This is a genomic window from Occultella aeris, from assembly GCF_902703175.1.
GTDB lineage: Bacteria > Actinomycetota > Actinomycetes > Actinomycetales > Beutenbergiaceae > Occultella > Occultella aeris.
Genome location: NZ_CACRYJ010000071.1, coordinates 185,110 through 206,920, shown reverse-complemented (window position 1 = coordinate 206,920; position 21,811 = coordinate 185,110). Strand labels below are relative to the sequence as shown.

Below are 21,811 nucleotides of genomic sequence, written 5' to 3'. Positions count from 1 at the left end.
ATCGTCTAACCTCGGATCGTGAGCACAGGGCCCGAGCACGCCGGCGAGACGGACACCGATCGGGTCATCACCGTGCCGAACATCATCTCGATGATCCGGCTGCTGCTGGTGCCCGTGGTCGGCTACCTGATCCTGTCGGGGCACTTCGTCGCGGCCTTCGTGGTTCTGGTCCTCGCCGGTTTCAGCGACTGGCTCGATGGCGTCATCGCGCGTCGGTTCCACCAGACCTCCAAGCTCGGCAGGGCGCTGGACCCGGCGGCTGACCGGCTGTTCATCTTCGTCACCCTCGTGGGCCTGTGCGTGCAGGGGATCGTGCCGTGGTGGCTGCTGATCGCTATCGCCGCCAAGGACCTGCTCGTCACGGCATGCCTGCCGTTCATGTTCCGGCGCGGTTACCCCGGCTTCCCGGTGCACGTCGTGGGCAAGTCCGGCACGTTCGCGCTGATGTACGCGTTCCCGCTCCTGCTGCTCGCCCAGATCCCCGGCACGCCCGGCGAGATCGCGTACGTGCTCGGCTGGTCGGCGGCCCTCTGGGGCGTGTTCCTGTACTGGTGTGCGGGTGCCATCTACCTGCACCAGTTCCGGCAGGTGCTCACCGGCACTGTCGGCGCCTCCGGTCCTGGCGGCACCGGTTCGCTGCCGCCGAACCCGCCGGTGGCGGCATGAGTACCCCGCGCCCCGCGGGTAGCCCGATCTCCCTCGGGCGCCGCCCCGACGCCTCGATGACGCTGCTCAACGAGGTGACCGAGCGCCCCCTGGACCCCGGCTACGCGGCCGCGGCGCAGGCCCGGGCGGCTGGCACGGCGCCCCGCTACGGCGCAGTGTCCCGCGTGCTGGTCCTGCTCGCGGCGGCCGCCCTTGGTCTCGGCGGGGTGTGGGCGGCCAAGGCACTGCGCGCCCCACTGCCGTCGGGCGAGAGTGCCCGCGCGGTGCTGATCGAGCAGATCCGGGAGCGGATCGCCGCCTCCGAGGAGCTGACCGCGCAGAACGACGGCGTCCGTACCGAGATCAACGATCTTCAGGTCACCGCGCTCGGGTCGGGCGACGCGCAGGTCCTCGACGAGTCGTCCGATCTCGCGGTGTGGGCGGGGAGCACGGCCGTGCACGGGCCCGGCCTGGTGATCACCGTGGAGGACTCCGTACGTGCCCAGAACAACGAACCCGGCACCCAGGAGCAGCGGGTCCAGGACTTCGACCTGCAGGTCGTCGTGAACGGGCTCTGGGCGAGCGGAGCCGAGGCGATCGCGATCAACGGGCACCGGCTGACCGCTGCCACCGCGATCCGGACCGCGGGGGAGGCCGTCCTCGTGGACCTGCAGCCACTCGTGACCCCGTACGTGGTCGAGGCGATCGGGGACCCGCAGGGGATGCGCACCTCGTTCGCGCGTACGAGTGCGGCGACCCACCTGAGCACCCTCTCCTCGCAGTTCTCGATCCCGTCGTCGGTGACGCCGGCCGATGACCTGGTGCTGCCGGCCGGGACCACCTCCGGCCTGGTGAATGTGACGGAATCGTCATAGACACGTCGTGCCGCGACGGCGCGGTGCGTGTCAGACTGACTCGACCCGGGGAGGGGAGGAACGCGTGATCGCTGTGGTGGGACTGGTCATCGGCGTGGTCATCGGCCTCATCCTCCAGCCGAGTGTCCCCGTGGAACTGCAGCCCTACCTGCCGATCGCCGTGGTGGCCGCCCTGGATGCGCTGTTCGGCGCCGTGCGGGCTCGCCTGGAGCAGGTCTTCGACGAGCGCGTGTTCGTGACCTCGTTCCTGTTCAACGTACTCATCGCGGCCTTCCTGGTCTTCCTCGGCGACCAGCTGGGTGTCGGTTCGCAGCTGAGCACCGCCGTCGTGGTGGTGCTCGGGATCCGGATCTTCTCCAACGCCGCATCGATCCGACGCCACATCTTCAAGGCCTGACCGATGGCGCCCGACGAGGAGAAGCCGGCGGCCGAGGGCGACGCCACCGCCGACGCGACCACCGGTGACGCGGCCACGGCCGGCACGGCCACCACCGGCGGCGCAGCCACCGGCGATGGATCGCGGCCGATCGCGCGGACGCCGAAGGACGGGCGCGGGCAGAGCCTGCGTGCCAGGATCCTGATCGCCCTGATGTGCGTGCTGCTCGGGATCGCGATCGTCGCCCAGGTCCGCCAGACCCAGGGCGACGAGTTCAGCTCGCTCCGCCAGGACGACCTGGTCCGGCTCCTCGACGAGGTCACCCAGCGCAACGAGCAGCTGACCGCCGAGGGCGAGGAGCTTCGGACCCAGCGCTCGTCACTGCAGTCGGGCTCGAACGCGCGCCAGTTCGCCGAGGACTACCTGACTCTTCAGTCGATCCTCGCCGGCACCGTCCCGGTCGAAGGACCCGGCGTCGTGGTCGAGGTCGATGACCCCGACGGCGAGGTGTCCGCCCAGACGATGGTGCACATGCTCGAGGAGCTGCGCAACGCCGGCGCCGAGGCCGTGGAGGTCTCGGGCGTCCGCCTGACCGCGACGGCCTCGTTCACGGACGGACCCGACGGCATCATGGCCAACGGCGAGCCACTGACCTCACCGTACGAGTGGCGCGCGATCGGCAATCCGCAGACCCTCTCCGTGGCACTGGACATCCCGGGCGGTGCTCTCGCCGGGTTCCGCAACGCCGGCGCCACGGTGGACATGGTCGAGCGGGACCTGGTGCAGATCACAGCGGTCGTCCAGGTCGTCGAGCCCGAGTACGCGGTGCCCGTCGAGGACGAGAACTGATCCACGCGGGTCGATCGGCGGTACCCCTGTCCACAGGGCGCGCCCTCGACCTAAGGTTGAGGGTAAAGTTCACGGTCTAGGTTCAAGCACGAGAACGAGCCGTGAGCGGTTCCACGAAGTCAGCCGGCCAGGGAGGCAACGCATCAATGGCACCCGAGAACGAGGGCGCGGGCACCGAGTCCGGTCCACCGCCGGTCCACACCACAGCGGCCCTTGGCCGCGTCGTACCCACCGACTACGAGGAGTTCGCGCCGGGCGCGATCGACGCCAGTGACAGGGAGGCCGTGGAAGCGCTGCCGCCGCGCTCGGCACTGTTGATCGTGCAGCACGGCCCGAACGCCGGAGCGCGATTCCTGCTCGACGACGATCGGGTCAGCGCCGGGCGGGATACGGCCGCGGACATCTTCCTCGACGACGTCACGGTCTCGCGTCGGCACGCGGAGTTCCTCGCCACCGAGGGCGGCTTCGCGGTCCGCGACGTCGGCAGCCTGAACGGGACGTACGTCAACCGCACCCGGATCGACCAGAGCGAGCTCCAGGCGGGCGACGAGGTGCAGATCGGCAAGTACCGCCTCACGTTCCACCCGAGCCCGCGCCGCACGCAGGCTGCCGCCGACGCCGTCGAAGGCGGTACCGGTGTCGACGGCAGCATCGGCGTCGACGGCGACGGCGAGCCGCGTTCGGACGCGCCGGGGCAGTGAGCACGTCCTCGGCGTCGGCCCGAGCCGCCGACGAGCCCGAGCGCTGGCCGGCCGGCGTCTCCCGGACCCCGACGATGAACATCGGGGCCGCGTTGTCGATCCTGCAGCGCGAGTTCCCCGCCGTGAGCGTCTCGAAGATCCGTTTCCTCGAGGACCAGGGGTTGGTGACACCGCACCGAACCCCGGCGGGGTACCGGACCTACAGCCAGGCCGACGTCGAACGCCTGCGGTTCGCGCTGACCGCGCAACGGGACTCGTTCCTCCCCCTGAAGGTGATCCGGGAGCGCCTCGCGGAGCTCGATGCGGGCGCCGGATCGGCACAGGCACCCGCACCCGGCGCCCGGGTGGTGACCGAGGACGGCGAACTCGTCGGAGCCAAGGGCCGGACCAGGATGACGGCGGCCCAGCTCGCGGAGGCGGCGGACTGCCCGACGGAACAGGTCGAGATTCTTGCCGCGGCCGGCCTGATCACGGCCGACGCCGGATCGAAGTACCCGGCCGGTGCCATCGAGATCGTGCGGCTCGCCGGGCAGCTCGCCGAGCATGGGATCGAGGCACGGCACCTGCGCTCGGTCCGCACGGCCGCAGAACGCGAGCTCGACCTCATCGACCAGCTCGTGGCGCCGGTGCGCTCGGTCCGGAGCGGGCCGTCATCAGCAGCCTCCAGGGCCAAGGCACACTCACTGGCCTCCGACCTGGCCGAGACGTTCAACGCGCTGCACACGGCGTTGATCCGGGCCGGTATCGACCGGCTCCAGTAGCGCCATCGGCCCCGATCGCGGGGTCCGTGAAAAATCACCCGGGTTGATTGCGCGCGCTCGTCGGTCACGCGGCGTAGCGTGTAGGGGTGCGAAAGATGGGTGTCCTCGGTGTCCGTGTTCGGGTCCACGCCCCCGAACACGACGTGTTGGTGGTGTTGTCCGAGGCGGAGGGGCCGCTGTCCCTACCCATCGTGATCGGGCCGCACGAGGGTGTGGCGATCGCGACGGCGCAGGCCGGCATGCAGTCCCCGCGCCCCGGCCCGCACGACCTGTTGCTCAGCGTGCTCGAGGCCTCCGAGGTCGGCCTCGACCGGGTGAACATCATCGAGGTGCGTGACGGCACCTTCATCGCCGAACTGGTCCTGACCAACGGGCGACGGGTGGACTCGCGGGCCTCTGACGCGATCGCGCTGGCGCTCCGGGCGCACGTGGAGGTCTGGTGTGCCGAAGCCGTCCTCGACGTTGCCGCCGTCGTCCTCGACGTGGACGAGGACGAACATGAGCACGTTCATCTGGGCGCGCCGATGCACGGCCAGGAGGCCGACGAGGAGGTCGCCGAGTTCCGGGAGTTCCTCGACTCCGTGGCACCGGAGGATTTCGACGACACGGACGCCTGAACCGGGCGTGTCGGGCTTTCATGGGTGTGATGCCCGCCACCGTCGGGAGTTCTTTCGGCGGGATTCCGGGCGAACCTTCAACTTCAGGTTGAGAGTAAGACTCACCGGGTGCGACACGCCGGGGCCCGTTCGTGGCCGGCCTCGTTGATCCGGACCCTGCCTGCCTCTAGTTTGGGAACATCGCGGGCGCCGGACGGGCTCGCAGCACACCACGCGATAGAGTGGTGCAGGTCAGTGCGATGAATGGAGTAGGCGTGAGCGGCATCGATGCGACAGCAGACGCCCCCGGCTCGACCCCACAGCGAGCCCAGGGCATGCTCTTCGGTGACACGCTGCCGGATCTGGACACCGCCACCGGCTACCGCGGACCTACCGCGTGCCGTGCCGCCGGCATCACCTACCGGCAGCTCGACTACTGGGCACGGACCGGCCTCGTCGAGCCGAGCATCCGACCCGCCACCGGCTCGGGCACCCAGCGTCTCTACAGCTTCCGGGACGTGCTCGTCCTCAAGGTCGTCAAGCGTCTGCTCGACACCGGCGTCTCGCTCCAGCAGATCCGGACTGCCGTCGACCACCTGCGCGAGCGTGGCGTGGACGACCTCGCACAGATCACGCTGATGAGCGACGGTGCGAGCGTGTACGAGTGCACCTCCGCCGATGAGGTCTTCGACCTCGTCCAGGGCGGCCAGGGAGTCTTCGGCATCGCCGTCGGCCGCGTCTGGCGCGAGGTCGAGGGCAGCCTGGCCGAGTTCCCCACCGAGCGTGCCGAGGACGACACCGTGACCGTCACCAAGGACGACGAGCTCGCACGCCGCCGCGCCGCCCGCAAGGGCGCCTGAAGCGCACCGCCCGCCCGATCGGGAAGGATCCCGGAACCTCGGTGCCTGCGCCCGCCCCAGGCCTCGAAACGGGGCCCGACGACTCGGGTGTCGGCCGCCGTCCTGGTTCTGGACAGCGTCCGGCCGGCGGCGCCGATCGCGGTAGCGTGCGGTGCGCACACCCCGCACACCCCTGGGAGTTCGCATGTTCTCGACCGTCCTCGTTGCCAACCGCGCCGAGATCGCCGTCCGTGCGTTCCGCGCCGCATATGAGCTCGGCGCCCGCACCGTGGCCGTGTTCCCCTACGAGGACCGCGCCTCCGAGCACCGGCTGAAGGCGGACGAGGCCTACCTCATCGGTGAGGAGGACCATCCGGTCCGGGCCTACCTGGACATCGACGAGATCATCCGGGTCGCGAAGGAATCCAAGGCGGATGCCATCTACCCCGGCTACGGGTTCCTCTCCGAGAACCCCGAACTGGCGCGCGCGGCCGCGGCGGCCGGGATCAGCTTCGTCGGGCCGCCCGCCGAGGTCCTCGAGATGGCGGGGAACAAGGTTACGGCGCTGCGCGCAGCCCGCGCCGCCGGGATCCCCGTGCTGCCCTCGAGTGAGCCATCGGCGGACGTCGAGGCACTCCTGGCTGCGGCGGACGAGGTCGGCTTCCCGGTGTTCGTCAAGGCCGTCGCGGGCGGTGGCGGCCGGGGGATGCGGCGGGTCGAGACACCCGCCGACCTGCCGGAGTCGCTCGCTGCGGCGATGAGGGAGGCGGACGCCGCGTTCGGCGACCCCACCGTGTTCCTCGAGCGTGCGGTCCTTCGGCCCAGGCACATCGAGGTGCAGATCCTCGCGGACGGGACCGGGGAGGTGGTGCATCTCTTCGAGCGGGACTGCTCGGTGCAGCGCCGCCACCAGAAGGTCATCGAGATGGCACCAGCCCCGAACCTCGACCCCGAGATCCGCGCGCGGCTGTGCGCGGACGCGGTGGCGTTCGCGAAGGCGATCGGGTACGTGAACGCCGGCACGGTCGAGTTCCTCCTGGACACCGAGGGGGAGCGGGCCGGGGAGCATGTGTTCATCGAGATGAACCCGCGGATCCAGGTCGAGCACACCGTGACCGAGGAGGTCACGGACATCGACCTGGTCTCGGCACAGATGCGGATCGCGGCCGGGGAGACCCTCGCCGATCTGGGCATCACCCAGGACGAGGTCCGCGTCAACGGCTTCGCCCTGCAGTGCCGCATCACGACCGAGGACCCGAGCAACGGGTTCCGTCCGGACACTGGCCGGATGACGGCCTACCGGTCGCCCGGCGGCGCGGGCGTACGGCTCGATGGGGCGACGGCGCACGCCGGCGCGGAGATCACCGGCCACTTCGACTCGATGTTGGTCAAGCTGACCTGCCGTGGTGCGAGCTTCGCGGTCGCCACCCGCAGGGCCCGACGGGCGCTGGCCGAGTTCCGCATCCGAGGCGTTCGTACGAACATTCCGTTCCTGCAGGCCGTCCTCAACGACCCGGACTTCATCGAAGGGCGCGTGGACACCTCGTTCATCGGGGCGCGACCCGAGCTCCTGACCCCGCGCGTCAGCGGTGACCGCGGGTCGAAGCTGCTCACGTTCCTGGCCCACGTGACCGTGAACCGGCCCTACGGCCCGAGGCCGGAGGCACTCGGGGAACCGGCCAAGAAACTCCCGCACACCGACCTCGGCGAGGCCCCGCCGTCGGGCTCTCGTCAGCAGCTCGCCCAGCTCGGACCGGATGCCTTCGCCCGCGCCCTCAGGGCGCAGACCGCGGTCGCGGTCACCGACACCACGTTCCGGGACGCACATCAGTCGCTGCTGGCGACGCGGGTGCGCACCATCGACCTGCTCGCGGTCGCGCCGCACGTGGCCCGGACCACGCCGGGCCTGCTCTCGATCGAGGCATGGGGCGGTGCCACCTACGACGTGGCCCTCCGGTTCCTCGGGGAGGACCCCTGGGAGCGGCTCGCCGCCCTCAGCGAGGCGGCGCCCAACATCAACCTGCAGATGCTCCTGCGCGGGCGCAACACGGTCGGCTACACGCCGTACCCGACCGAGGTCACCGACGCGTTCGTCCGGGAGGCGGCCGACACCGGGATCTCGATCTTCCGGATCTTCGACGCGCTCAACGACGTGACGCAGATGACGCCCGCCATCGCCGCGGTGCGCGAGACGCCGGCGATCGCCGAGGTGGCCCTGTGCTACACGGGGAACCTCACCGATCCTGCCGAGCCGCTGTACACCTTGGACTACTACCTGCGCCTGGCCGAACGGATCGTGGCTGCCGGGGCGCACGTGCTCGCGATCAAGGACATGGCCGGCCTGCTCCGGCCCGCCGCGGCGGCGACGCTCGTCGGTGCCCTGCGGGAACGCTTCGACCTGCCCGTGCACCTGCACACCCACGACACCGCCGGGGGCCAGCTCGCCACCCTGATGGCCGCGATCGGGGCCGGCGTGGACGCCGTGGACGTTGCCAGCGCCCCGATGGCCGGCACCACCAGCCAGGTGCCGGCTTCGGCGTTGGTGGCAGCACTGGAGCACACCGAGCGGGCACCTGAGCTGGACCTGCGCGCGGTCACCGACCTGGAGCCGTACTGGGAGGCGGTCCGCCGCCTCTACGCGCCGTTCGAGTCCGGCCTGCGTGCGCCGACCGGCCGCGTGTACGAGCACGAGATCCCCGGCGGTCAACTGTCCAACCTGCGCCAGCAGGCCATCGCCCTCGGGCTCGGCGACCGGTTCGAGCAGATCGAGGCCATGTACGCCGCCGCGGACCGCATCCTCGGGCACCTCGTGAAGGTCACGCCGTCCTCGAAGGTCGTCGGCGACCTCGCCCTGCAACTCGTCGCCACGGGCGCCGACCCGCAGGCCTTCGAGGCCGAGCCGGGACGGTTCGACCTGCCGGACTCGGTCGTCGCGTTCCTGCACGGCGAGCTGGGCGACCCGCCCGGCGGCTGGCCCGAGCCGTTCCGCACGAAGGCCCTCGCCGGGCGTGGCCCCAAGCGCGAGCTGACCCCGCTGACCGAGTCCGACCGCACCGAGCTCGCCGCCGATTCCGCGCGCCGTCGCACCCGCTTGAGCGAGTTGCTGTTCCCGGGGCCGGCGAAGGACTTCGCGACGAGCCGGTCCGAGTTCGGGGACATCTCCGTGATCCGCACGTCGGACTACCTGTACGGCCTCGACTCCGCGAGCGAGTTCGAGGTCACGATGGAGCGGGGCGTCCGGCTGCTCGTCGGTCTGGAGGCCGTGTCCGAGCCGGACGAGCGCGGCGTCCGCACCGTGATGACCACGTTGAACAACCACCTGCGCCCCGTGCAGGTGCGCGACGAGTCGGCCGAGGTCACCGCGATCTCTGCGGAGAAGGCGGATCCGAACACGCCCGGGCACGTCGCGGCCCCGTTCGCTGGGTCCGTCACGCCTGTCGTCGCGGAGGGGGATGCGGTGGAGGTCGGGCAGACGGTCGCGACCATCGAGGCCATGAAGATGGAGGCCGCCATCACCACCGCGGTCGCCGGGACCGTGCGCCGGGTGCCGAGCCCGACGGCCCGTCAGGTGGACGGCGGCGACCTGGTCATGGTCATCGTCTGAGTCCCTCTGGCGGCCGTCGGCACCTGACGCGCTCCTCGCCGCTCAGTCGGTCCGTTCGGGTTTGCGTGCCTCGATCAGGAACCGGGTCGGGTGGCAGACGAAGGAGCCGGTCGCCCGGATCCGGTCGTGGACGGCGCGCAGTTGCGGCCGGAACCGCCCGACACTGAAGTCCGGAACGGTCCAGATGACCTTGCGCAGGAACACGACCACGGCTGCCACATCGAAGAACTCCATGGTCAGCGACGCCTCTCGGAGATCGACGACGACCAGGCCGGCCGCTTCGGCGGCTGCGACGGCATCGGCCGGGAACCGGCCGTTGGGCTGCAGGTGTTCACCGAGCATCGCCCGCGACATCTCGATGTTCGAGCCCGGCCCGACCTCCTGCGCCAGGAACGTGCCACCGGGGGCGAGCACCCGGCCGATCTCGGGCCAGGGCGTGACCACCGGGAGCCGCGCCGTGACCAGGTCGAAGGAGGCGTCGGCGAAGGGGAGTGGCCCGCCGTCGGGCGCTTCGAGCACGTCCGCCCCGAGCGGGGCGAGCACGCGGCGCGCGATCGGCAGGTTCGGCGCCCACGACTCCGTCGCTCTCAGCACCGGTGGCGGGCTCGCGATGGTGGCGAGCACCTCGCCGCCGCCGGTCTGCAGATCCAGGGCGGCGTGCGCGCGCGCCATCCGCTCCGAGAGCAGCCGGGCATACGCCCACGGCGGGCGCTCCTCGGTGGCCCGACCGGTGAACCAGGAGAAGTCCCACCCGGAGACGTCGACGGACTCGCCCTCGGCGAGGAGCGCTTCGAAGGACGGCGGCGGTGCGGCGGTGGTCATGCGGGCCAGCCTGCCGACGATGCCGCTCGGCCGACAAGTGCTTTACCCGGCACCGAGGCTGTTGCCCCGACCGGCCGAGTGAGGAGACAGGGCCGCGCCGGCTCGCGGCGCCTGTCGATCAACACAGGATGACCTTGACGCCGGCCCCCTCGAACGCGGCAACCAGTCCGGGGTCCGCGTCGGTGTCGGTGATGAGGGTGTGCACCGCGTTCGTCGGCAGGATCCGAGCGAATGCGCTCCGCCCGAGCTTCGTCGAGTCGGCCACGACCAGGACCCGTTCGGCCCGGTCGGCGAGGGCGGCGTTCGTACTCGCCTCGCCCTCGTCCGTCGCGCTGGCACCGCCCTGGGGGTCCAGCGCATCCACCCCGAGGAAGAGCAGGTCGAGACTCACCTGCCCGAGGAGCAGTCCGGCCAGCGGTCCGGTCAGTTCGTAGCTGTGCGGGCGCACCACGCCCCCGGTGACCACCACGCGCAGGTTCGAACGGACGGCCAGTTCGTTGGCGATGTTGACGGCGTTCGTCACGATGACAAGGGGCTTGCTGGGTCCGCCCTGCAGACCCGGCTGCACGGCGATCTCACGGGCCACCTCCGTGGTCGTCGTACCGCCGTTGAGCCCGACGACCTGACCGGCGACCACGAGTTCCGCCGCTGCCCGGGCGATCCGTTCCTTCTGGTCGCCCTGCCGCGCGGCGCGGTAGCGCAGCGGCAGGTCGGCTGATCCCGGAGCGACTGCGGCGCCACCCCGGGTCCGGGTGATCAGTTGTTGCTGGGCCAGCGCGTCGAGATCGCGCCGGGCCGTCGCGGGCGAGACGTCCAGCTCACGGGTGATGTCTTCGATGCGGACGTGTTCGCGCGCAACGACCAGCTCGAGCAGCAACCCGAGCCGTTGGTGTCGGTCCATGCGCGTCCTTCCGTCAGTTCGACCCACGGCGCCGAGCATGCCCGCTCGGTACCTGAGCCGAACAGATCAGCTCGCTGATGATTCGTGATCGATCAGCCCGTATAGTCGTCACATTACGTCATTGGAGTTTCGAGGAGAGGACCACACATGAACCGCACCGCGATCGAGGTCGCATCCCAGCCCGGCACCTGGCGCGAGGCACTGGCGCTGCACGCCTCCGGCCTCCGGGGCCTGCCAGGTGCAGGGGAGCGGGTCGCTGTGATCGGCTGCGGGACGTCGTGGTTCATGGCACAGTCCTACGCCGCGCTGCGCGAGCAGGCCGGCCAGGGCGAGACCGATGCCTTCACCGCCACCGAGTTTCCGGCCGGACGGCCCTATGACCGGATCGTGACGATCTCACGGTCCGGCACCACGACCGAGATCATCGACCTGCTCGCCGGCTCCGCCGCACCGTCGGTCCTCATCACCGCGGTGGCCGGTGGACCTGCTGCGGCCAGTGCCGACCACGAGATCGTGCTCGACTTCGCCGACGAGGAGTCGGTGGTGCAGACGCGCTTCGCCACGACCGCGCTGCTGCTGCTGCGGGCGAGCGTCGTCGGTGCCGGCGCACTCGACACGCTGCCCGAGGCCGCGGAGGCCGCCCTCACCCACGACCTCCCGCAGGCCTGGGTCGACGCGGACCAGATCACGTTCCTCGGCACCGGCTGGACCATCGGGCTCGCCCACGAGGCCGCGCTGAAGATGCGTGAGTCGAGCCAGTTCTGGACCGAGTCCTACCCGGCCATGGAGTACCGGCACGGCCCGATCTCGATCGCTCAGCCCGGGCGGCTGGTCTGGGTCTTCGGACCGACCCCGGCCGGCCTGGCCGACGATGTCACCGCCACCGGTGCCACCCTCGTCGCCAGCGACCTCGACCCGCTCGCGCACCTGGTCCTGCTGCACCGGCTCGCGGTCGCCCGCGCCGAGGCTCGTGGTCTCGACGCGGACACACCCCGCAACCTGACCCGTTCGGTGATCCTCGACCCCGGCGACCACTGAGCATGCCCTCGCATGCCGTCGGAGTGGACGTCGGCGGGACCACCATCAAGGTCGGTCGGGTCGACGCCACCGGAACGCTCAGCCACCCACGGCGGGTGCCGACCCCCCGCGACGTCGCCACGATGGTCGAGGTGATCGCCGCCCAGGTGCGTGACCTCGCCCAGCCGGGCGACGCCGTCGGCGTGGTCGTGCCAGGCATCGTCGACGAGGCGAGCGGCACGGCGGTCCTCTCGGTGAACCTGGGCTGGCGCGATGTCCCACTGCGAGACCTGCTCGTGGCCACGCTCGGCCGCGAGGTGGCCTTCGGCCACGATGTGCGGGCCGGCGCCCTGGCGGCATCCGTCTGGGGTGCCGGCGGGGACCTTCTCTTCGTGCCCGTCGGCACCGGCATCGCGGCCGCGCTGGTGCTCGACGGCCGCGTCCGCGGCACCGGGTGGGCCGGTGAGATCGGCATGCTGACCGTCTCCGACCCCGACGGCGGAGCTCCGGTCGTGTTGGAGGCCGTCGCCTCCGCGTCCGCGATCGCGAGGCGGTACGCGGCGCGCACCGGGGCGGCGGTGACCGGAGCGGACGAGGTGGTCGAGGCAGCCGTGGCTGGCGATGCCGATGCGGCCGCTGTGATCGCCGAGGGCATGGAGGCGCTGGGTCTGGCGCTGGCCGACTCCATCGCGCTGCTGGGGTCGGTCCGGGTCGTCATCGGCGGCGGCCTGGCCGGCGGCGGCGAGGCGGTCCTCGGCCCGTTGCGCAACTCGATGGCCAGAAGACTCGGTGAGCGTCCCGCGCCCGAGGTGTTTGCGGCTACGCTCGGACCTTGGGCAGGGTGTCTCGGGGCAGGGGCACTCGCCATGGGCCTCTCGACGACGGGGGCCGGGGAGGGAGTGGGATCATGATCCTGACCGTCACTGCCAACCCTGCGCTCGACGTCACCTACCGCACCTCGGCGCTGCGGCCCGGCGAGAGCCATCGCGTCGGCGTCGTGGCCCGGTCCGCCGGTGGCAAGGGCATCAACGTCGCGCGCGTGCTGCACGCCCTAGGGGAGGACCCGGTCTGCCTCGGCTTCCTCGGCGGGAGCACCGGCGCAGTGATCAGTGACCTGCTCGCTCGCGCCGGGATCCGGCAGGAGTTCCTGCCGGTCGAGGGACTGACCAGGACCACGGTGACGGTCGTGGACGACGCCGGCGCGACCGTGCTGAACGAGCCGGGACCTGAGGTCTCCGCCGCCGACTGGCGGGCTCTGGCCGACGTTGCCCTCACGCTGCTGAGCCCGGGGGACGTGCTCGTGATCAGCGGCTCGACCCCGCCCGGCACCCCACCGGAGGCCGTTCCCACTCTGGTGCGGGACGCCGTCGAGCAGGACGTCCGGGTCGTGGTCGACACCTCGGGACCGACGTTGCTCGCGGCCGCCGCGGCCGGCGCGCACGTGCTCAAGCCCAACGCCGAGGAGCTGCGGGCCGCGACCCAGATCACTGACGTGCACGCCGCCGCCGGCGCACTGCTGGACCGCGGCGCCGGCCTTGTGGTGGTCTCGCTCGGCGAGGACGGCGTCGTCGCCGTCAGCGGGGCCGGGCAGGCGCGGCGGACCTGGACCGCGGCGGCCCCCGAGGTTCTGACGGGAAATCCGACGGGCGCCGGGGACGCGGCCGTCGCCGCGATCGCCCGGGCCCTGGACACCGGTCTCCCGGGCACCGGCGACGAGGCCGGTCTCGTCGCCCGTAGACTGCACGACGTCGTCGCGCTCTCGGGGGCGGCCGTCGTCGCCCCGGTGGCCGGTGATTTCGACGTTTCCACCTATCAGCGCTTGCTTGCTCGGACCGAAGTGAAGGAAAGCCATGCCACTCGTTGATCTGGTCAGCGTTGCAGATCTGTGCCGCGTCGAACGCTCAGGACTTGGAGCGTTCAATGTCGTGCATCTGGACCACGCCGAAGCCTTTGTGGAGGCCGCTACGGGCGCAGGCCGGCCGATCGTCCTCCAGATCAGCCAGAACGCGGTGAAGTACCACGGTGCGCTCGCGCCGATCGGGGCCGGCGTGCTCGCGGTGGCCCGGGCCGCGGACGTGCCGGTTGTCGTGCACCTCGATCACGCGGAGGACGTGGCGCTCGTCCAGGACGCGATCAACCTCGGGTTCACCTCGGTGATGTATGACGGGTCGAAGCTGCCGGACGACCTGAACCGGGCCACCACCCGCGCGGTCGTGGAGCACGCGCACGCCCGTGGGGTATCCGTGGAGGCGGAGCTGGGTGAGGTCGGCGGCAAGAACGGCGTCCACGACCCGTCCGCACGCACCGACCCCGACGCGGCCGCGGAGTTCGTGGCGGCGACCGGGGTGGACCTGCTCGCCGTCGCCGTCGGGTCCTCGCACGCGATGACCACCCGCGGCGCCCAGCTCGACCTCGATCTGATCGGGGCGATCGCGGCTCGCGTGGCCGTGCCGCTGGTGCTGCACGGCTCGTCCGGCGTGAGCGACGAGGGCATGCGGGACGCGATCGCGGCCGGCATGACCAAGATCAACGTGGCCACTCACCTGAACAAGATCTTCACCACCAGCGTGCGGGACTACCTGATCGAGAACATGGAGGTCGTGGACACCCGCAAGTGGTTCCAGGCCGGCAACGACGCCATGGCTGCCGAGGTGACCCGGCTGCTCGAGTGGTACGCGGCACCGGCACCGGCCCCGGCGCCGGTGCGCCTCTGATCGGTCCCGACTAGGCTCTCTGGATGGCCAAGTACCTCGACGTCCACCCGGTCAACCCCCAGTCCCGGCTTATCCGGCAGGCCGCCGAGATCGTGCGTGAGGGCGGCCTCATCGCCTATCCGACGGACTCCTGCTACGCGCTCGGCGCCGCCCTGGGGAACCAGGCTGCGAAGGACCGCATCGTCGCGCTCCGGCGCCTGGACGACAAGCACCACTTCACGTTGATGTGCGCGGACTTCGCCCAGCTGGGGCAGTTCGTGCACGTCGACAACGCGGTGTTCCGGGCCGTGAAGGCGAGCACTCCGGGGAGCTACACCTTCATCCTGCCGGCCACGAAGGAGGTGCCGCGGCGCCTCCTTCACCCGAAGAAGAAGACAGTGGGCGTTCGGATCCCGGACCACCCGGTGGCGCAGGCACTGCTCGCCGAGCTGGGCGAGCCGCTACTGTCCTCCACGCTGCTGCTGCCCGGGCAGGACGAGCCGATGACCGACGGCTGGCAGATCAAGGACGAGCTCGACCATGTGCTCGACGCGGTGATCGACTCAGGGGAGTGCGGCGAGGTACCCACCACCGTGGTGGACCTTTCCGAGGGTTACGCCGAGATCGCCCGTTACGGCGCCGGCGACCCCAGCCCGTTCGAGTGACATCCCGGCCGAAGGCACGGATGTCATAGGTACCTGACACGCTCTCGAACATCGGTATCACAACGTTCGGGAGGGCCGATGACGGCACACATGGAGCAGTTGGAGGGCGAGCTCGCCCGGTTGGCGCAGGAGTTGACGGCAGTGCGGCCGGGGGAGTGCGCGCTGTGTTACGTGCAGCGGATGCTCACGACGTTCGACTGCGACGGGACGTCGCGGTGGGGCCGCAGGTGGGCCGTGGAGGCCGGGGCCGCCGCACCGCCCGGCGCGGAGGTCATGTGGACCGACGGCGGGCCGTCGGGGCACCATGATGCCCGGTCGGTGCCGGGGTGCGACTGCGACCTGTTCTGGTCGTGCTGGGAGCCCGTGGCCGAGGCGCCGACGGGTCGCCCCGCCTGGCCCGATCCCGATCGCGGGTGTCCGGAGAGCGGTGGTCCCGCTGGCATGCCGGGAGCATCGGGGGCGGGCGTCCGGTGCCGGATCTGGCAGCGGCGCCGGCAGATTGCTTGACCTCAACCACGGTTGAGGCGTCAGGCTCTGAGGTGAGCAAGATTCGTCGGGTCTTCGATGGCCGCCGATGAGTTCGATGGGTCCCGCGGGTCTGTAGTGCTGTCGAGTTCACCACATCGGCAGGTACGGGCCCCGCGGACCCAGGTACGTCAATCCCGCTCACCGAGTCAGAGAGATCTCCGAGATGTCGCAGTCACCATCCGTCACCACCGGCCGACGACTGCCCCGTGCGTTGAGCCCGTTCCGGCACTCCGCGTACCGGCGGCTCGGCCTGGCGCTCTTCTTCTCGCTCATCATGAGCGGTCTTTGGATGGTCGCGATGGTCTGGGAAGTCATCCGGATCGACGGCGGCGCCCGGGACCTGTCCCTGGTCACCATGTGCGCGGCGATCGGGACGATCGTGCCGGCCCTGGCCGCCGGGGTGGTCGCGGACCGGGTGCCACAGAAGATCATCCTGCTCGGCGTCGAGGCGGCCCACGTGACCCTGTTCGCCACCGCGGCGTTCCTCGGCATCAGCGGGCAGACCCAGCTGTGGCACCTGGCGGTGATCGCCTTCCTCGGCGGGGCCGCGATGGCTTTCTACTACCCGGCCTACTCCGCGTGGCTACCCGCCCTGGTGCCGCCGGAGGAGCTCCTCGCCGTGAACGGGTTCGAGGGCATGCTCCGCCCATCGCTGCAGCAGGCGGCGGGTCCCGCGCTGGCGGGCGTGGTGATCGGGGTCGCGTCACCGGGCGCGGCGATGGCACTGGCCGCCCTGAGCGGTCTCATCGGGCTCGTCGCGCTCGGCACGGTGCCACTGACGCCGGTGCGCCGGCAGCCTGCCGAAGCCTCCGACGTTGCCCGTGTCCACCCGATCCGGACCATGTTCACCGACATCGCCGAGGGCTTCCGCTACTTCCTGGTGACGCCATGGCTGCTCGCCACGCTCCTCTTCGCCTCCCTCATGATCCTGGTGATGATGGGCCCGTTGGAGGTCCTGATCCCGTTCCTGATCAAGGACCGGCTGGGCGGCGGCGCCGGTGATCACGCCCTCGTGCTTGCCGGCTTCGGCATCGGCGGTGCGCTCGGCTCGCTGGTGATGGCGTCACGACGGCTGCCTCGCCGCTACCTCACGGTGATGATCCTGCTCTGGGGCTTCGGCAGCCTGCCGTTCGTCGCGATGGCCTACGCGACCGCCGTCTGGCAGATCATCGCGGCCGCGACGGTGCTCGGTGCGCTCTTCTCGGCCCCGATGGTGATCTGGGGCACGCTGCTGCAGCGCCGGGTGCCGCCGCACCTCCTCGGACGGGTCTCGAGCCTCGACTTCTTCGTCTCGATCTCACTCATGCCGGTCTCGATGGCGCTGGCGGGTCCGGTCGCGGACCTGATCGGGCTGCGCGCCACGTTCATCGCCGCCGGGGTGCTACCGGCCCTCTTCGCGGTGGCTGCGATCCTGCTGGCCCGGCTGCCGCGGGACGAGTTGGCGAACCCCCTGGACGTCACCGAGGCAGCCGAGGAGGAGACTGCGTCCGATGGTGACGAGGCGTCCGTGCCTCGAGCGGAGGACGTCGCCTGCGAGGCGGGGCAGGAGTGCTTCGCGGGCGCCTCGGACTCGTGACCTTCGGTCTCGACGTCAGCGCCAGCGCGACGAAGTCACCGTCATGCTGATCGTGACCACGTCGCCGTCCTCGAGTTCCTCGGCACGACGGACGGCGTCCTTGATCGGCACGATGTAGCCGCCGTTCTTCGGGAACAGCGAGGTCGTGTACGGCGTGTCACCGATCCGTGCCTGCACCGGGATCATGCCCCAGCCGTAGGTCACCTCACGCATGATCTCGCGCAGGAACTCGGCGCCCTCGTCATCGACCGTGACGAAGTGGAAGGGCGACGGTCCACGCCAGTACCAGATGTCGCCGGTCACCTCGAGATCCATACCTGCGAGGATAGGCCGGATTCCGGATGAACCGCTTCCGGAACAAGGGCCGGAGCGGCCGACTCGAACATTCGCCACCGACGAGGGAGGATCCGGTGAACGGTGACGTCGACAGTCCCACGGCGCGGGCGCTCCTCGCGCTGGAGCTCATCCAGGGGAACCCTGGTATCAGCGCAGACCGGTTGGGGGAGCGGCTCGGCGTCAGCGAGCGGGCCGCACGCCGATACGTGTCGATCCTGCGTGACGCCGGTATCCCCATCGAGTCGAGTCGCGGCCCGTACGGCGGATACCGGATGGGTCGTGGTGTCCGGCTGCCGCCGCTCACGTTCACGGCCACCGAGGTACTCGCGCTCGTGATGGCGGTCCTCGACGGTCACCACGACGCCGGTGACCCCACTGCCCCGGTCGGCAGCGCCGTCGGGAAGATCATGCGCGCCCTGCCGGAGTCGGTGGCCGCTCAGGCCGAAGCGGTCCGGCGCAGCGCGGCCGCGGCCCCGGACCTGGGCGCCGCGCGGCCTGACCCGGGGACCACCAGTGCGCTCGTGCAGGCGATCTCACAGCAGCGACAGGTGCGGCTGGAGTACCGCTCCGAGTCCGGGTCGCAGTGGGTGGCCGAGGTGGATCCGTGGGCCGTGGTGGTTCGGCACGGGCGCTGGTACCTGCTCTGCCACTCCCATCGGGCCGACGCTCAGCGTGCCTACCGGATCGACCGGATCCTCGCCGTCGGGCCGCTCGATGTCTCGTTCACGCCGCCGGCCGACCTGGACCCCGTGGCAGTACTTGAGGAGCACCTTGCGATCGGCTGGGAGTACGAGGTGGAGGTGGTCTTCGACGCCCCGATCGCCGCAGTACGGTCGTGGATCCCGCGTGCGCTCGGTCGCCTCGAGGAGGCTGGGGAGCGGGCCACCCGCCTGGTCGGGAGCACCAGCGACCCGACCTGGTACGCGGCGCAGTTGAGTGAGCCCCCGATGGCGTTCCGTGTCGTGCGGGGCGCCGAGCTCAGTGAGGCCTGCCGGGCGATAGGGCAGCGACTGCTCGACGCGGCACGCTGACGGGGCCGGACGCAGCACGCGGAGGGCCGGACGCGGCCGCACGAGCGAGCGATCGCCGTCGGGCAGTCCTTGCTCAGCCGGCCCGGCCGCTGACCGGCGTCCACCTGGCCGGGGGGTCCTCACCGACCCGGCCGTCGACCGCCTCGCGGATGAGGTCCGCGTGGCCGGTGTGCCTGCCGTACTCCTCGATCAGGTCGAACAGGAGCCGGCGCAGGCTGGCGTGGCCCTCGGCGCCGAAGTCGAGGGCGGTCGGCTGGCCCAGCCCGCCACGCTCGAGCGCTGCCGTGATGCGTGCGTCCGAGCGGGCCACGGCTCCGTCCCAGAAGGAGTAGAGCTCGTCCGGGGTGTGCCCGGTGGGGTCGAGCGTGAACGCGTGGTACTCCGCGCCGTCGGGCCAGATCGATTCCCACGGTTCGCCGATGGACGCCCCGGTGAGTTTCACCGTGAACATCGAGTCCTCGTCCGCTGCGAGGTGCTTGAGCAGCCCGCCGAGGGTGAGGCTCGAGGAGGGGATCCGGTGCGTGAGGCCGGCCTCGTCGAGTCCGTCGGCCTTCCATCGGAAGGTGGTGCGCAGGCGCTTCAGGGTGCCGAGCAGGTGCTCGATCTCGGTGCCCGCGAGTGGCGGTTCCCAGGGGTAGTCATCCGTGGTCATACCAGGCAGGCTAGGTGGAGATCCGGACGTTCACCGTCCGCCACCGGCTCTATCGTCGGAACCGGTGACGGTGGATGACCGTCGATCGCGACGCGGGAGGCAATCATGACTCAGGTCGACACAGCGGGGTTCCCTGACGCGGAGGCCACGCCGGACTGGCGTGTGGTCGACGGCCGCCCGAGCGCCTGGTTCGAGGCGCCGTCCATGTCAGCAGGGGCGGAGCTGGTCGCGCGGATCGCGAGCGTGGCGGCGGGTGCCCCGGCGGCGATCGACCTGAGGGCCGGGGGAGTGCGCGTTCGCCTCGTGGGAGTGACGATCACCGGCGCGGACGTCGAGGTTGCCCGGGCGGTCTCGGCGGCGGCTCGGGACCTGGCCCTGGTGGCCGACCCGGCGGCACTCCAGGCGGTTCGGCTCGTCATCGACGCGTCGGACCGTACGGCCGTGCTCCCGTTCTGGCGCACCGTGCTGGGCTACGGGGCCGATGGTGAGGCCGCTCTGGTCGACCCGCTCGGGCGTTGGCCGGGCGTCTCGTTCGCACCGCAGGAGCCGCGGCGGCCCTTGCGCAATCGCATGCACGTCGACGTCGTCCGCGTCGCCGAGTCGGTGACGGCTGCCCGCGAGGCGGCCGGGCAGGCGCCCCACGGTCCCTTCGGCCTAGCGCTCGCCGACCCCGACGGCAACGTGGTCGACCTCGTTCCCGGTGGCAACCTCGGCGACCGACCCGAGACCTCGGACTGGCGCGCGATCTTCGGGGCGATGACGCACTACCGCACCGACTCGCTGGCACAGGGGATTGCACTCGCGACGACCGTCGCCACGCTCGCCGACGAGGCCGGCGAGCCACTGCTCGTGGACCTGCGGCCCGACGGCGTCACGATCGACAGCGGCAAGGACCAGTTCGAGGACGCCGACGGCGGGACTCGCGAGGCGTTCGTCGAGCTCGCCGCCGCGATCCAGGCCGCGGCACGCGGCCTCGGGCTGAGCGCCGCCCCCGAGCAGTTGGGCTTCGTGCAGTACGGCATCGACGCCGTCGACATCCCCGCCACGCGGGCGTTCTGGACGGCCGCTCTCGGCTACCGGCTGGACCCACGCGCCCACCTCACCGACATCTACGACCCGCGCCGGCTCAACCCGGTCCTGTTCTTCCAGGATCTCGATGCTGCCGATACCGAGCGTCGCCGTCAGCGCGATCGGCTCCACCTCGAGGTGTTCGTGCCACATGACCAGGCCGCGGCCCGGGTCGCGACCGCGGTCACTGCGGGCGGGCGGATGGTGGGGGAGCAGGACGGCAGATGGACGGTTGCCGATCCGGAGGGCAACGAGCTCACCTTCCGCGCGGATGGGTCCTGATCACCATTGTGACGAGAGGGTCGCTCAGGCCTCGATCTGCTCCTGGCGGGCCCGGACCAGCGCGCGGACGACGGCGTCGGGCAGCGGGTGCTCGGGCTGATAGCGGATGGTTCCCTTGTCGAGCCCGATGCCGGGATGCCCCGCCAGGTCGTCCGCGACCGCGGAGACGGCGGCCGGGCTGAACGGATAGACACCGATGTGCTTCTTCGCTCGCATCACCGACAGCAACGGCTTGCCCCGGTGGACGAGCGCGGGCATTCCGTAGCCGAGGCCCTGCGCGGCGTCCGGCACCTGCTCGCGCGCAATCTCGTAGATGCGTTCGACGGACGGACGGTCGGCCGGATCGAGGTCGGCCAGCAGGTCATCGACGGTACCCATGGCGTCATCCTGCCACCGCGACGCCTAGGATGCGCTCGTGGACCCACAGGTGATGGTGCGCGCGATGCGGGCCGGCGACGTGCCCGCGGTGGCGGCTGTGCACGTCGCGACCTGGCAGGAGACCTATCGGGGGCTGATGCCGGACGAGGTGCTGGACGACCCCACCTTCATCGCTCGTCGGGAGCGCATGTGGACGCAGGTCATCGGCGGAGATCTCGCGTCACGAAGCCGTGCGGCGGTGGCGGTAGTCGAGGATGCGGTGATCGGCCTCGCCCTGGTCGGTCCGGTGCCGGAGCAGGAATCCCCGTGGGACGAACAGGTGTACAACATCTACGTGCTCGCCAAGCATCACGGCACCGGTGCCGGGCGTGCGCTGCTTGCCGCCGTGCTCGATCCGTCCGTGCGGACCACGCTCCGGGTGATCGACCCGAATCCACGGGCGCAGGCGTTCTACGCCAAGCATGGCTTCGTGCCGGACGGTCCCGCCGAGGTCGCCGACGGCGTCCGGCAGCTCCGGCTCACGCGGCCGCCAGACGGTCGCTCGGACCGGCTGGAGACCGAGCCCGACGGCGTCCGTCGGGCTCGGTCCACAGGAGGCGGCTCGCGCTAGGCTGCC

General features: G+C 71.1%; 24 protein-coding genes. 19 read left to right on the top strand and 5 right to left on the bottom strand.

All coding sequences use genetic code 11. The features are described from left to right. The first annotated feature begins 18 nt into the window (after window positions 1-18). The 9 genes from HALOF300_RS26640 (at window position 19) to HALOF300_RS26600 (ending at window position 9,246) form a co-directional block, all read left to right on the top strand. The gene (locus tag HALOF300_RS26640) at window positions 19-666 is read left to right on the top strand and encodes a CDP-alcohol phosphatidyltransferase family protein (RefSeq protein ID WP_231955802.1); all 648 of its coding nucleotides are present in this window, start codon (window positions 19-21) and stop codon (window positions 664-666) included. Continuing rightward, a complete protein-coding gene (locus tag HALOF300_RS26635) occupies window positions 663-1,520 on the top strand; it encodes a DUF881 domain-containing protein (protein WP_156743882.1) in 858 nt (285 codons plus the stop codon). Before HALOF300_RS26640 ends, HALOF300_RS26635 begins: the two co-directional genes overlap by 4 nt. 64 nt (window positions 1,521-1,584) lie before the next feature. Next, complete coding sequence (locus HALOF300_RS26630; protein ID WP_154794174.1) at window positions 1,585-1,917, top strand: small basic family protein; 333 nt, start codon at window positions 1,585-1,587, stop codon at window positions 1,915-1,917. 3 nt (window positions 1,918-1,920) lie between these two features. Then, window positions 1,921-2,745, top strand: a complete 825-nt coding sequence (locus HALOF300_RS26625) for a DUF881 domain-containing protein (protein ID WP_156743881.1) — start codon at window positions 1,921-1,923, stop codon at window positions 2,743-2,745. Between the two features lie 146 nt (window positions 2,746-2,891). Then, on the top strand, window positions 2,892-3,446 hold the full coding sequence (locus tag HALOF300_RS26620) for an FHA domain-containing protein (protein ID WP_156743880.1): 555 nt from the start codon (window positions 2,892-2,894) through the stop codon (window positions 3,444-3,446). Then, a complete protein-coding gene (gene ftsR, locus HALOF300_RS26615) occupies window positions 3,443-4,207 on the top strand; it encodes a transcriptional regulator FtsR (protein ID WP_231955801.1) in 765 nt (254 codons plus the stop codon). Before HALOF300_RS26620 ends, ftsR begins: the two co-directional genes overlap by 4 nt. A gap of 95 nt (window positions 4,208-4,302) precedes the next feature. Then, a complete protein-coding gene (locus tag HALOF300_RS26610; RefSeq protein ID WP_156743936.1) occupies window positions 4,303-4,824 on the top strand; it encodes a bifunctional nuclease family protein in 522 nt (173 codons plus the stop codon). 314 nt (window positions 4,825-5,138) lie between these two features. Then, window positions 5,139-5,663, top strand: coding sequence for a MerR family transcriptional regulator (locus tag HALOF300_RS26605; protein ID WP_231955808.1), 525 nt, complete (start codon window positions 5,139-5,141; stop codon window positions 5,661-5,663). 184 nt (window positions 5,664-5,847) lie between these two features. Further along, window positions 5,848-9,246 carry a pyruvate carboxylase gene (locus HALOF300_RS26600; protein ID WP_156743879.1) on the top strand — a complete coding sequence of 1,133 codons (3,399 nt, stop codon included), beginning with the start codon at window positions 5,848-5,850 and terminating at the stop codon, window positions 9,244-9,246. A gap of 42 nt (window positions 9,247-9,288) precedes the next feature. On the opposite strand, the gene HALOF300_RS26595 is transcribed toward HALOF300_RS26600, so the two are convergent. Both HALOF300_RS26595 and HALOF300_RS26590 read right to left on the bottom strand, forming a co-directional pair. Then, complete coding sequence (locus tag HALOF300_RS26595; protein WP_156743878.1) at window positions 9,289-10,068, bottom strand: class I SAM-dependent methyltransferase; 780 nt, start codon at window positions 10,066-10,068, stop codon at window positions 9,289-9,291. A gap of 118 nt (window positions 10,069-10,186) precedes the next feature. Next, entirely contained in the window at window positions 10,187-10,969 is a 783-nt protein-coding gene (locus HALOF300_RS26590) for a DeoR/GlpR family DNA-binding transcription regulator (protein WP_156743877.1), read from the bottom strand. A 147-nt stretch (window positions 10,970-11,116) separates the two neighbouring features. On the opposite strand from HALOF300_RS26590, the gene HALOF300_RS26585 reads away from it, so the two are divergent. From HALOF300_RS26585 to HALOF300_RS26555, 7 genes are all read left to right on the top strand, one after another. After that, the gene (locus tag HALOF300_RS26585; protein WP_156743876.1) at window positions 11,117-12,007 is read left to right on the top strand and encodes an SIS domain-containing protein; all 891 of its coding nucleotides are present in this window, start codon (window positions 11,117-11,119) and stop codon (window positions 12,005-12,007) included. 2 nt (window positions 12,008-12,009) lie between these two features. After that, window positions 12,010-12,897, top strand: coding sequence for an ROK family protein (locus tag HALOF300_RS26580; RefSeq protein WP_156743875.1), 888 nt, complete (start codon window positions 12,010-12,012; stop codon window positions 12,895-12,897). Continuing rightward, window positions 12,894-13,850, top strand: coding sequence for a 1-phosphofructokinase family hexose kinase (locus HALOF300_RS26575; protein ID WP_156743874.1), 957 nt, complete (start codon window positions 12,894-12,896; stop codon window positions 13,848-13,850). Before HALOF300_RS26580 ends, HALOF300_RS26575 begins: the two co-directional genes overlap by 4 nt. After that, window positions 13,837-14,700: a class II fructose-bisphosphate aldolase gene (locus tag HALOF300_RS26570; protein ID WP_156743873.1), complete on the top strand. Its 864-nt coding sequence runs from the start codon at window positions 13,837-13,839 to the stop codon at window positions 14,698-14,700. The genes HALOF300_RS26575 and HALOF300_RS26570 overlap by 14 nt, the downstream gene beginning before the upstream one ends. 23 nt (window positions 14,701-14,723) lie before the next feature. Next, complete coding sequence (locus tag HALOF300_RS26565) at window positions 14,724-15,344, top strand: L-threonylcarbamoyladenylate synthase (protein ID WP_156743872.1); 621 nt, start codon at window positions 14,724-14,726, stop codon at window positions 15,342-15,344. A 78-nt stretch (window positions 15,345-15,422) separates the two neighbouring features. After that, window positions 15,423-15,851, top strand: a complete 429-nt coding sequence (locus HALOF300_RS26560; RefSeq protein WP_156743871.1) for a hypothetical protein — start codon at window positions 15,423-15,425, stop codon at window positions 15,849-15,851. Window positions 15,852-16,035: 184 nt separating this feature from the next. Then, complete coding sequence (locus HALOF300_RS26555) at window positions 16,036-17,448, top strand: MFS transporter (protein WP_156743870.1); 1,413 nt, start codon at window positions 16,036-16,038, stop codon at window positions 17,446-17,448. 15 nt (window positions 17,449-17,463) lie between these two features. Here HALOF300_RS26555 and HALOF300_RS26550 read toward each other — a convergent pair whose 3' ends face one another. Next, entirely contained in the window at window positions 17,464-17,763 is a 300-nt protein-coding gene (locus tag HALOF300_RS26550) for a DUF1905 domain-containing protein (RefSeq protein ID WP_156743869.1), read from the bottom strand. A gap of 95 nt (window positions 17,764-17,858) precedes the next feature. On the opposite strand from HALOF300_RS26550, the gene HALOF300_RS26545 reads away from it, so the two are divergent. Then, complete coding sequence (locus HALOF300_RS26545; RefSeq protein ID WP_156743868.1) at window positions 17,859-18,815, top strand: helix-turn-helix transcriptional regulator; 957 nt, start codon at window positions 17,859-17,861, stop codon at window positions 18,813-18,815. A gap of 73 nt (window positions 18,816-18,888) precedes the next feature. Here HALOF300_RS26545 and HALOF300_RS26540 read toward each other — a convergent pair whose 3' ends face one another. Next, window positions 18,889-19,467, bottom strand: a complete 579-nt coding sequence (locus tag HALOF300_RS26540) for a mycothiol transferase (protein WP_156743867.1) — start codon at window positions 19,465-19,467, stop codon at window positions 18,889-18,891. A gap of 105 nt (window positions 19,468-19,572) precedes the next feature. On the opposite strand from HALOF300_RS26540, the gene HALOF300_RS26535 reads away from it, so the two are divergent. Then, window positions 19,573-20,817, top strand: coding sequence for a VOC family protein (locus tag HALOF300_RS26535; protein ID WP_156743866.1), 1,245 nt, complete (start codon window positions 19,573-19,575; stop codon window positions 20,815-20,817). A gap of 24 nt (window positions 20,818-20,841) precedes the next feature. Here the strand turns inward: HALOF300_RS26535 and HALOF300_RS26530 are convergent, their stop codons facing one another. Then, window positions 20,842-21,195, bottom strand: coding sequence for an iron chaperone (locus HALOF300_RS26530; RefSeq protein ID WP_156743865.1), 354 nt, complete (start codon window positions 21,193-21,195; stop codon window positions 20,842-20,844). Window positions 21,196-21,232: 37 nt separating this feature from the next. On the opposite strand from HALOF300_RS26530, the gene HALOF300_RS26525 reads away from it, so the two are divergent. Further along, window positions 21,233-21,805 (top strand): GNAT family N-acetyltransferase, encoded by a 573-nt coding sequence (locus tag HALOF300_RS26525; RefSeq protein WP_231955800.1) that lies wholly within the window; start codon window positions 21,233-21,235, stop codon window positions 21,803-21,805. Window positions 21,806-21,811 lie beyond the last annotated feature (6 nt).

Excerpts from the sequence above, each read along its gene's own strand:
- HALOF300_RS26635 (WP_156743882.1), top strand. The coding sequence starts at position 663 with ATGAGTACCCCGCGCCCCGCGGGTAGCCCGATCTCCCTCGGGCGCCGC.
- HALOF300_RS26625 (WP_156743881.1), top strand. The coding sequence starts at position 1,921 with ATGGCGCCCGACGAGGAGAAGCCGGCGGCCGAGGGCGACGCCACCGCC.
- HALOF300_RS26620 (WP_156743880.1), top strand. The coding sequence starts at position 2,892 with ATGGCACCCGAGAACGAGGGCGCGGGCACCGAGTCCGGTCCACCGCCG.
- HALOF300_RS26610 (WP_156743936.1), top strand. The coding sequence starts at position 4,303 with ATGGGTGTCCTCGGTGTCCGTGTTCGGGTCCACGCCCCCGAACACGAC.
- HALOF300_RS26605 (WP_231955808.1), top strand. The coding sequence starts at position 5,139 with ATGCTCTTCGGTGACACGCTGCCGGATCTGGACACCGCCACCGGCTAC.
- HALOF300_RS26600 (WP_156743879.1), top strand. The coding sequence starts at position 5,848 with ATGTTCTCGACCGTCCTCGTTGCCAACCGCGCCGAGATCGCCGTCCGT.
- HALOF300_RS26595 (WP_156743878.1), bottom strand. The coding sequence starts at position 10,068 with ATGACCACCGCCGCACCGCCGCCGTCCTTCGAAGCGCTCCTCGCCGAG.
- HALOF300_RS26590 (WP_156743877.1), bottom strand. The coding sequence starts at position 10,969 with ATGGACCGACACCAACGGCTCGGGTTGCTGCTCGAGCTGGTCGTTGCG.
- HALOF300_RS26585 (WP_156743876.1), top strand. The coding sequence starts at position 11,117 with ATGAACCGCACCGCGATCGAGGTCGCATCCCAGCCCGGCACCTGGCGC.
- HALOF300_RS26580 (WP_156743875.1), top strand. The coding sequence starts at position 12,010 with ATGCCCTCGCATGCCGTCGGAGTGGACGTCGGCGGGACCACCATCAAG.
- HALOF300_RS26575 (WP_156743874.1), top strand. The coding sequence starts at position 12,894 with ATGATCCTGACCGTCACTGCCAACCCTGCGCTCGACGTCACCTACCGC.
- HALOF300_RS26570 (WP_156743873.1), top strand. The coding sequence starts at position 13,837 with ATGCCACTCGTTGATCTGGTCAGCGTTGCAGATCTGTGCCGCGTCGAA.
- HALOF300_RS26565 (WP_156743872.1), top strand. The coding sequence starts at position 14,724 with ATGGCCAAGTACCTCGACGTCCACCCGGTCAACCCCCAGTCCCGGCTT.
- HALOF300_RS26560 (WP_156743871.1), top strand. The coding sequence starts at position 15,423 with ATGACGGCACACATGGAGCAGTTGGAGGGCGAGCTCGCCCGGTTGGCG.
- HALOF300_RS26555 (WP_156743870.1), top strand. The coding sequence starts at position 16,036 with ATGTCGCAGTCACCATCCGTCACCACCGGCCGACGACTGCCCCGTGCG.
- HALOF300_RS26550 (WP_156743869.1), bottom strand. The coding sequence starts at position 17,763 with ATGGATCTCGAGGTGACCGGCGACATCTGGTACTGGCGTGGACCGTCG.
- HALOF300_RS26540 (WP_156743867.1), bottom strand. The coding sequence starts at position 19,467 with ATGACCACGGATGACTACCCCTGGGAACCGCCACTCGCGGGCACCGAG.
- HALOF300_RS26535 (WP_156743866.1), top strand. The coding sequence starts at position 19,573 with ATGACTCAGGTCGACACAGCGGGGTTCCCTGACGCGGAGGCCACGCCG.
- HALOF300_RS26530 (WP_156743865.1), bottom strand. The coding sequence starts at position 21,195 with ATGGGTACCGTCGATGACCTGCTGGCCGACCTCGATCCGGCCGACCGT.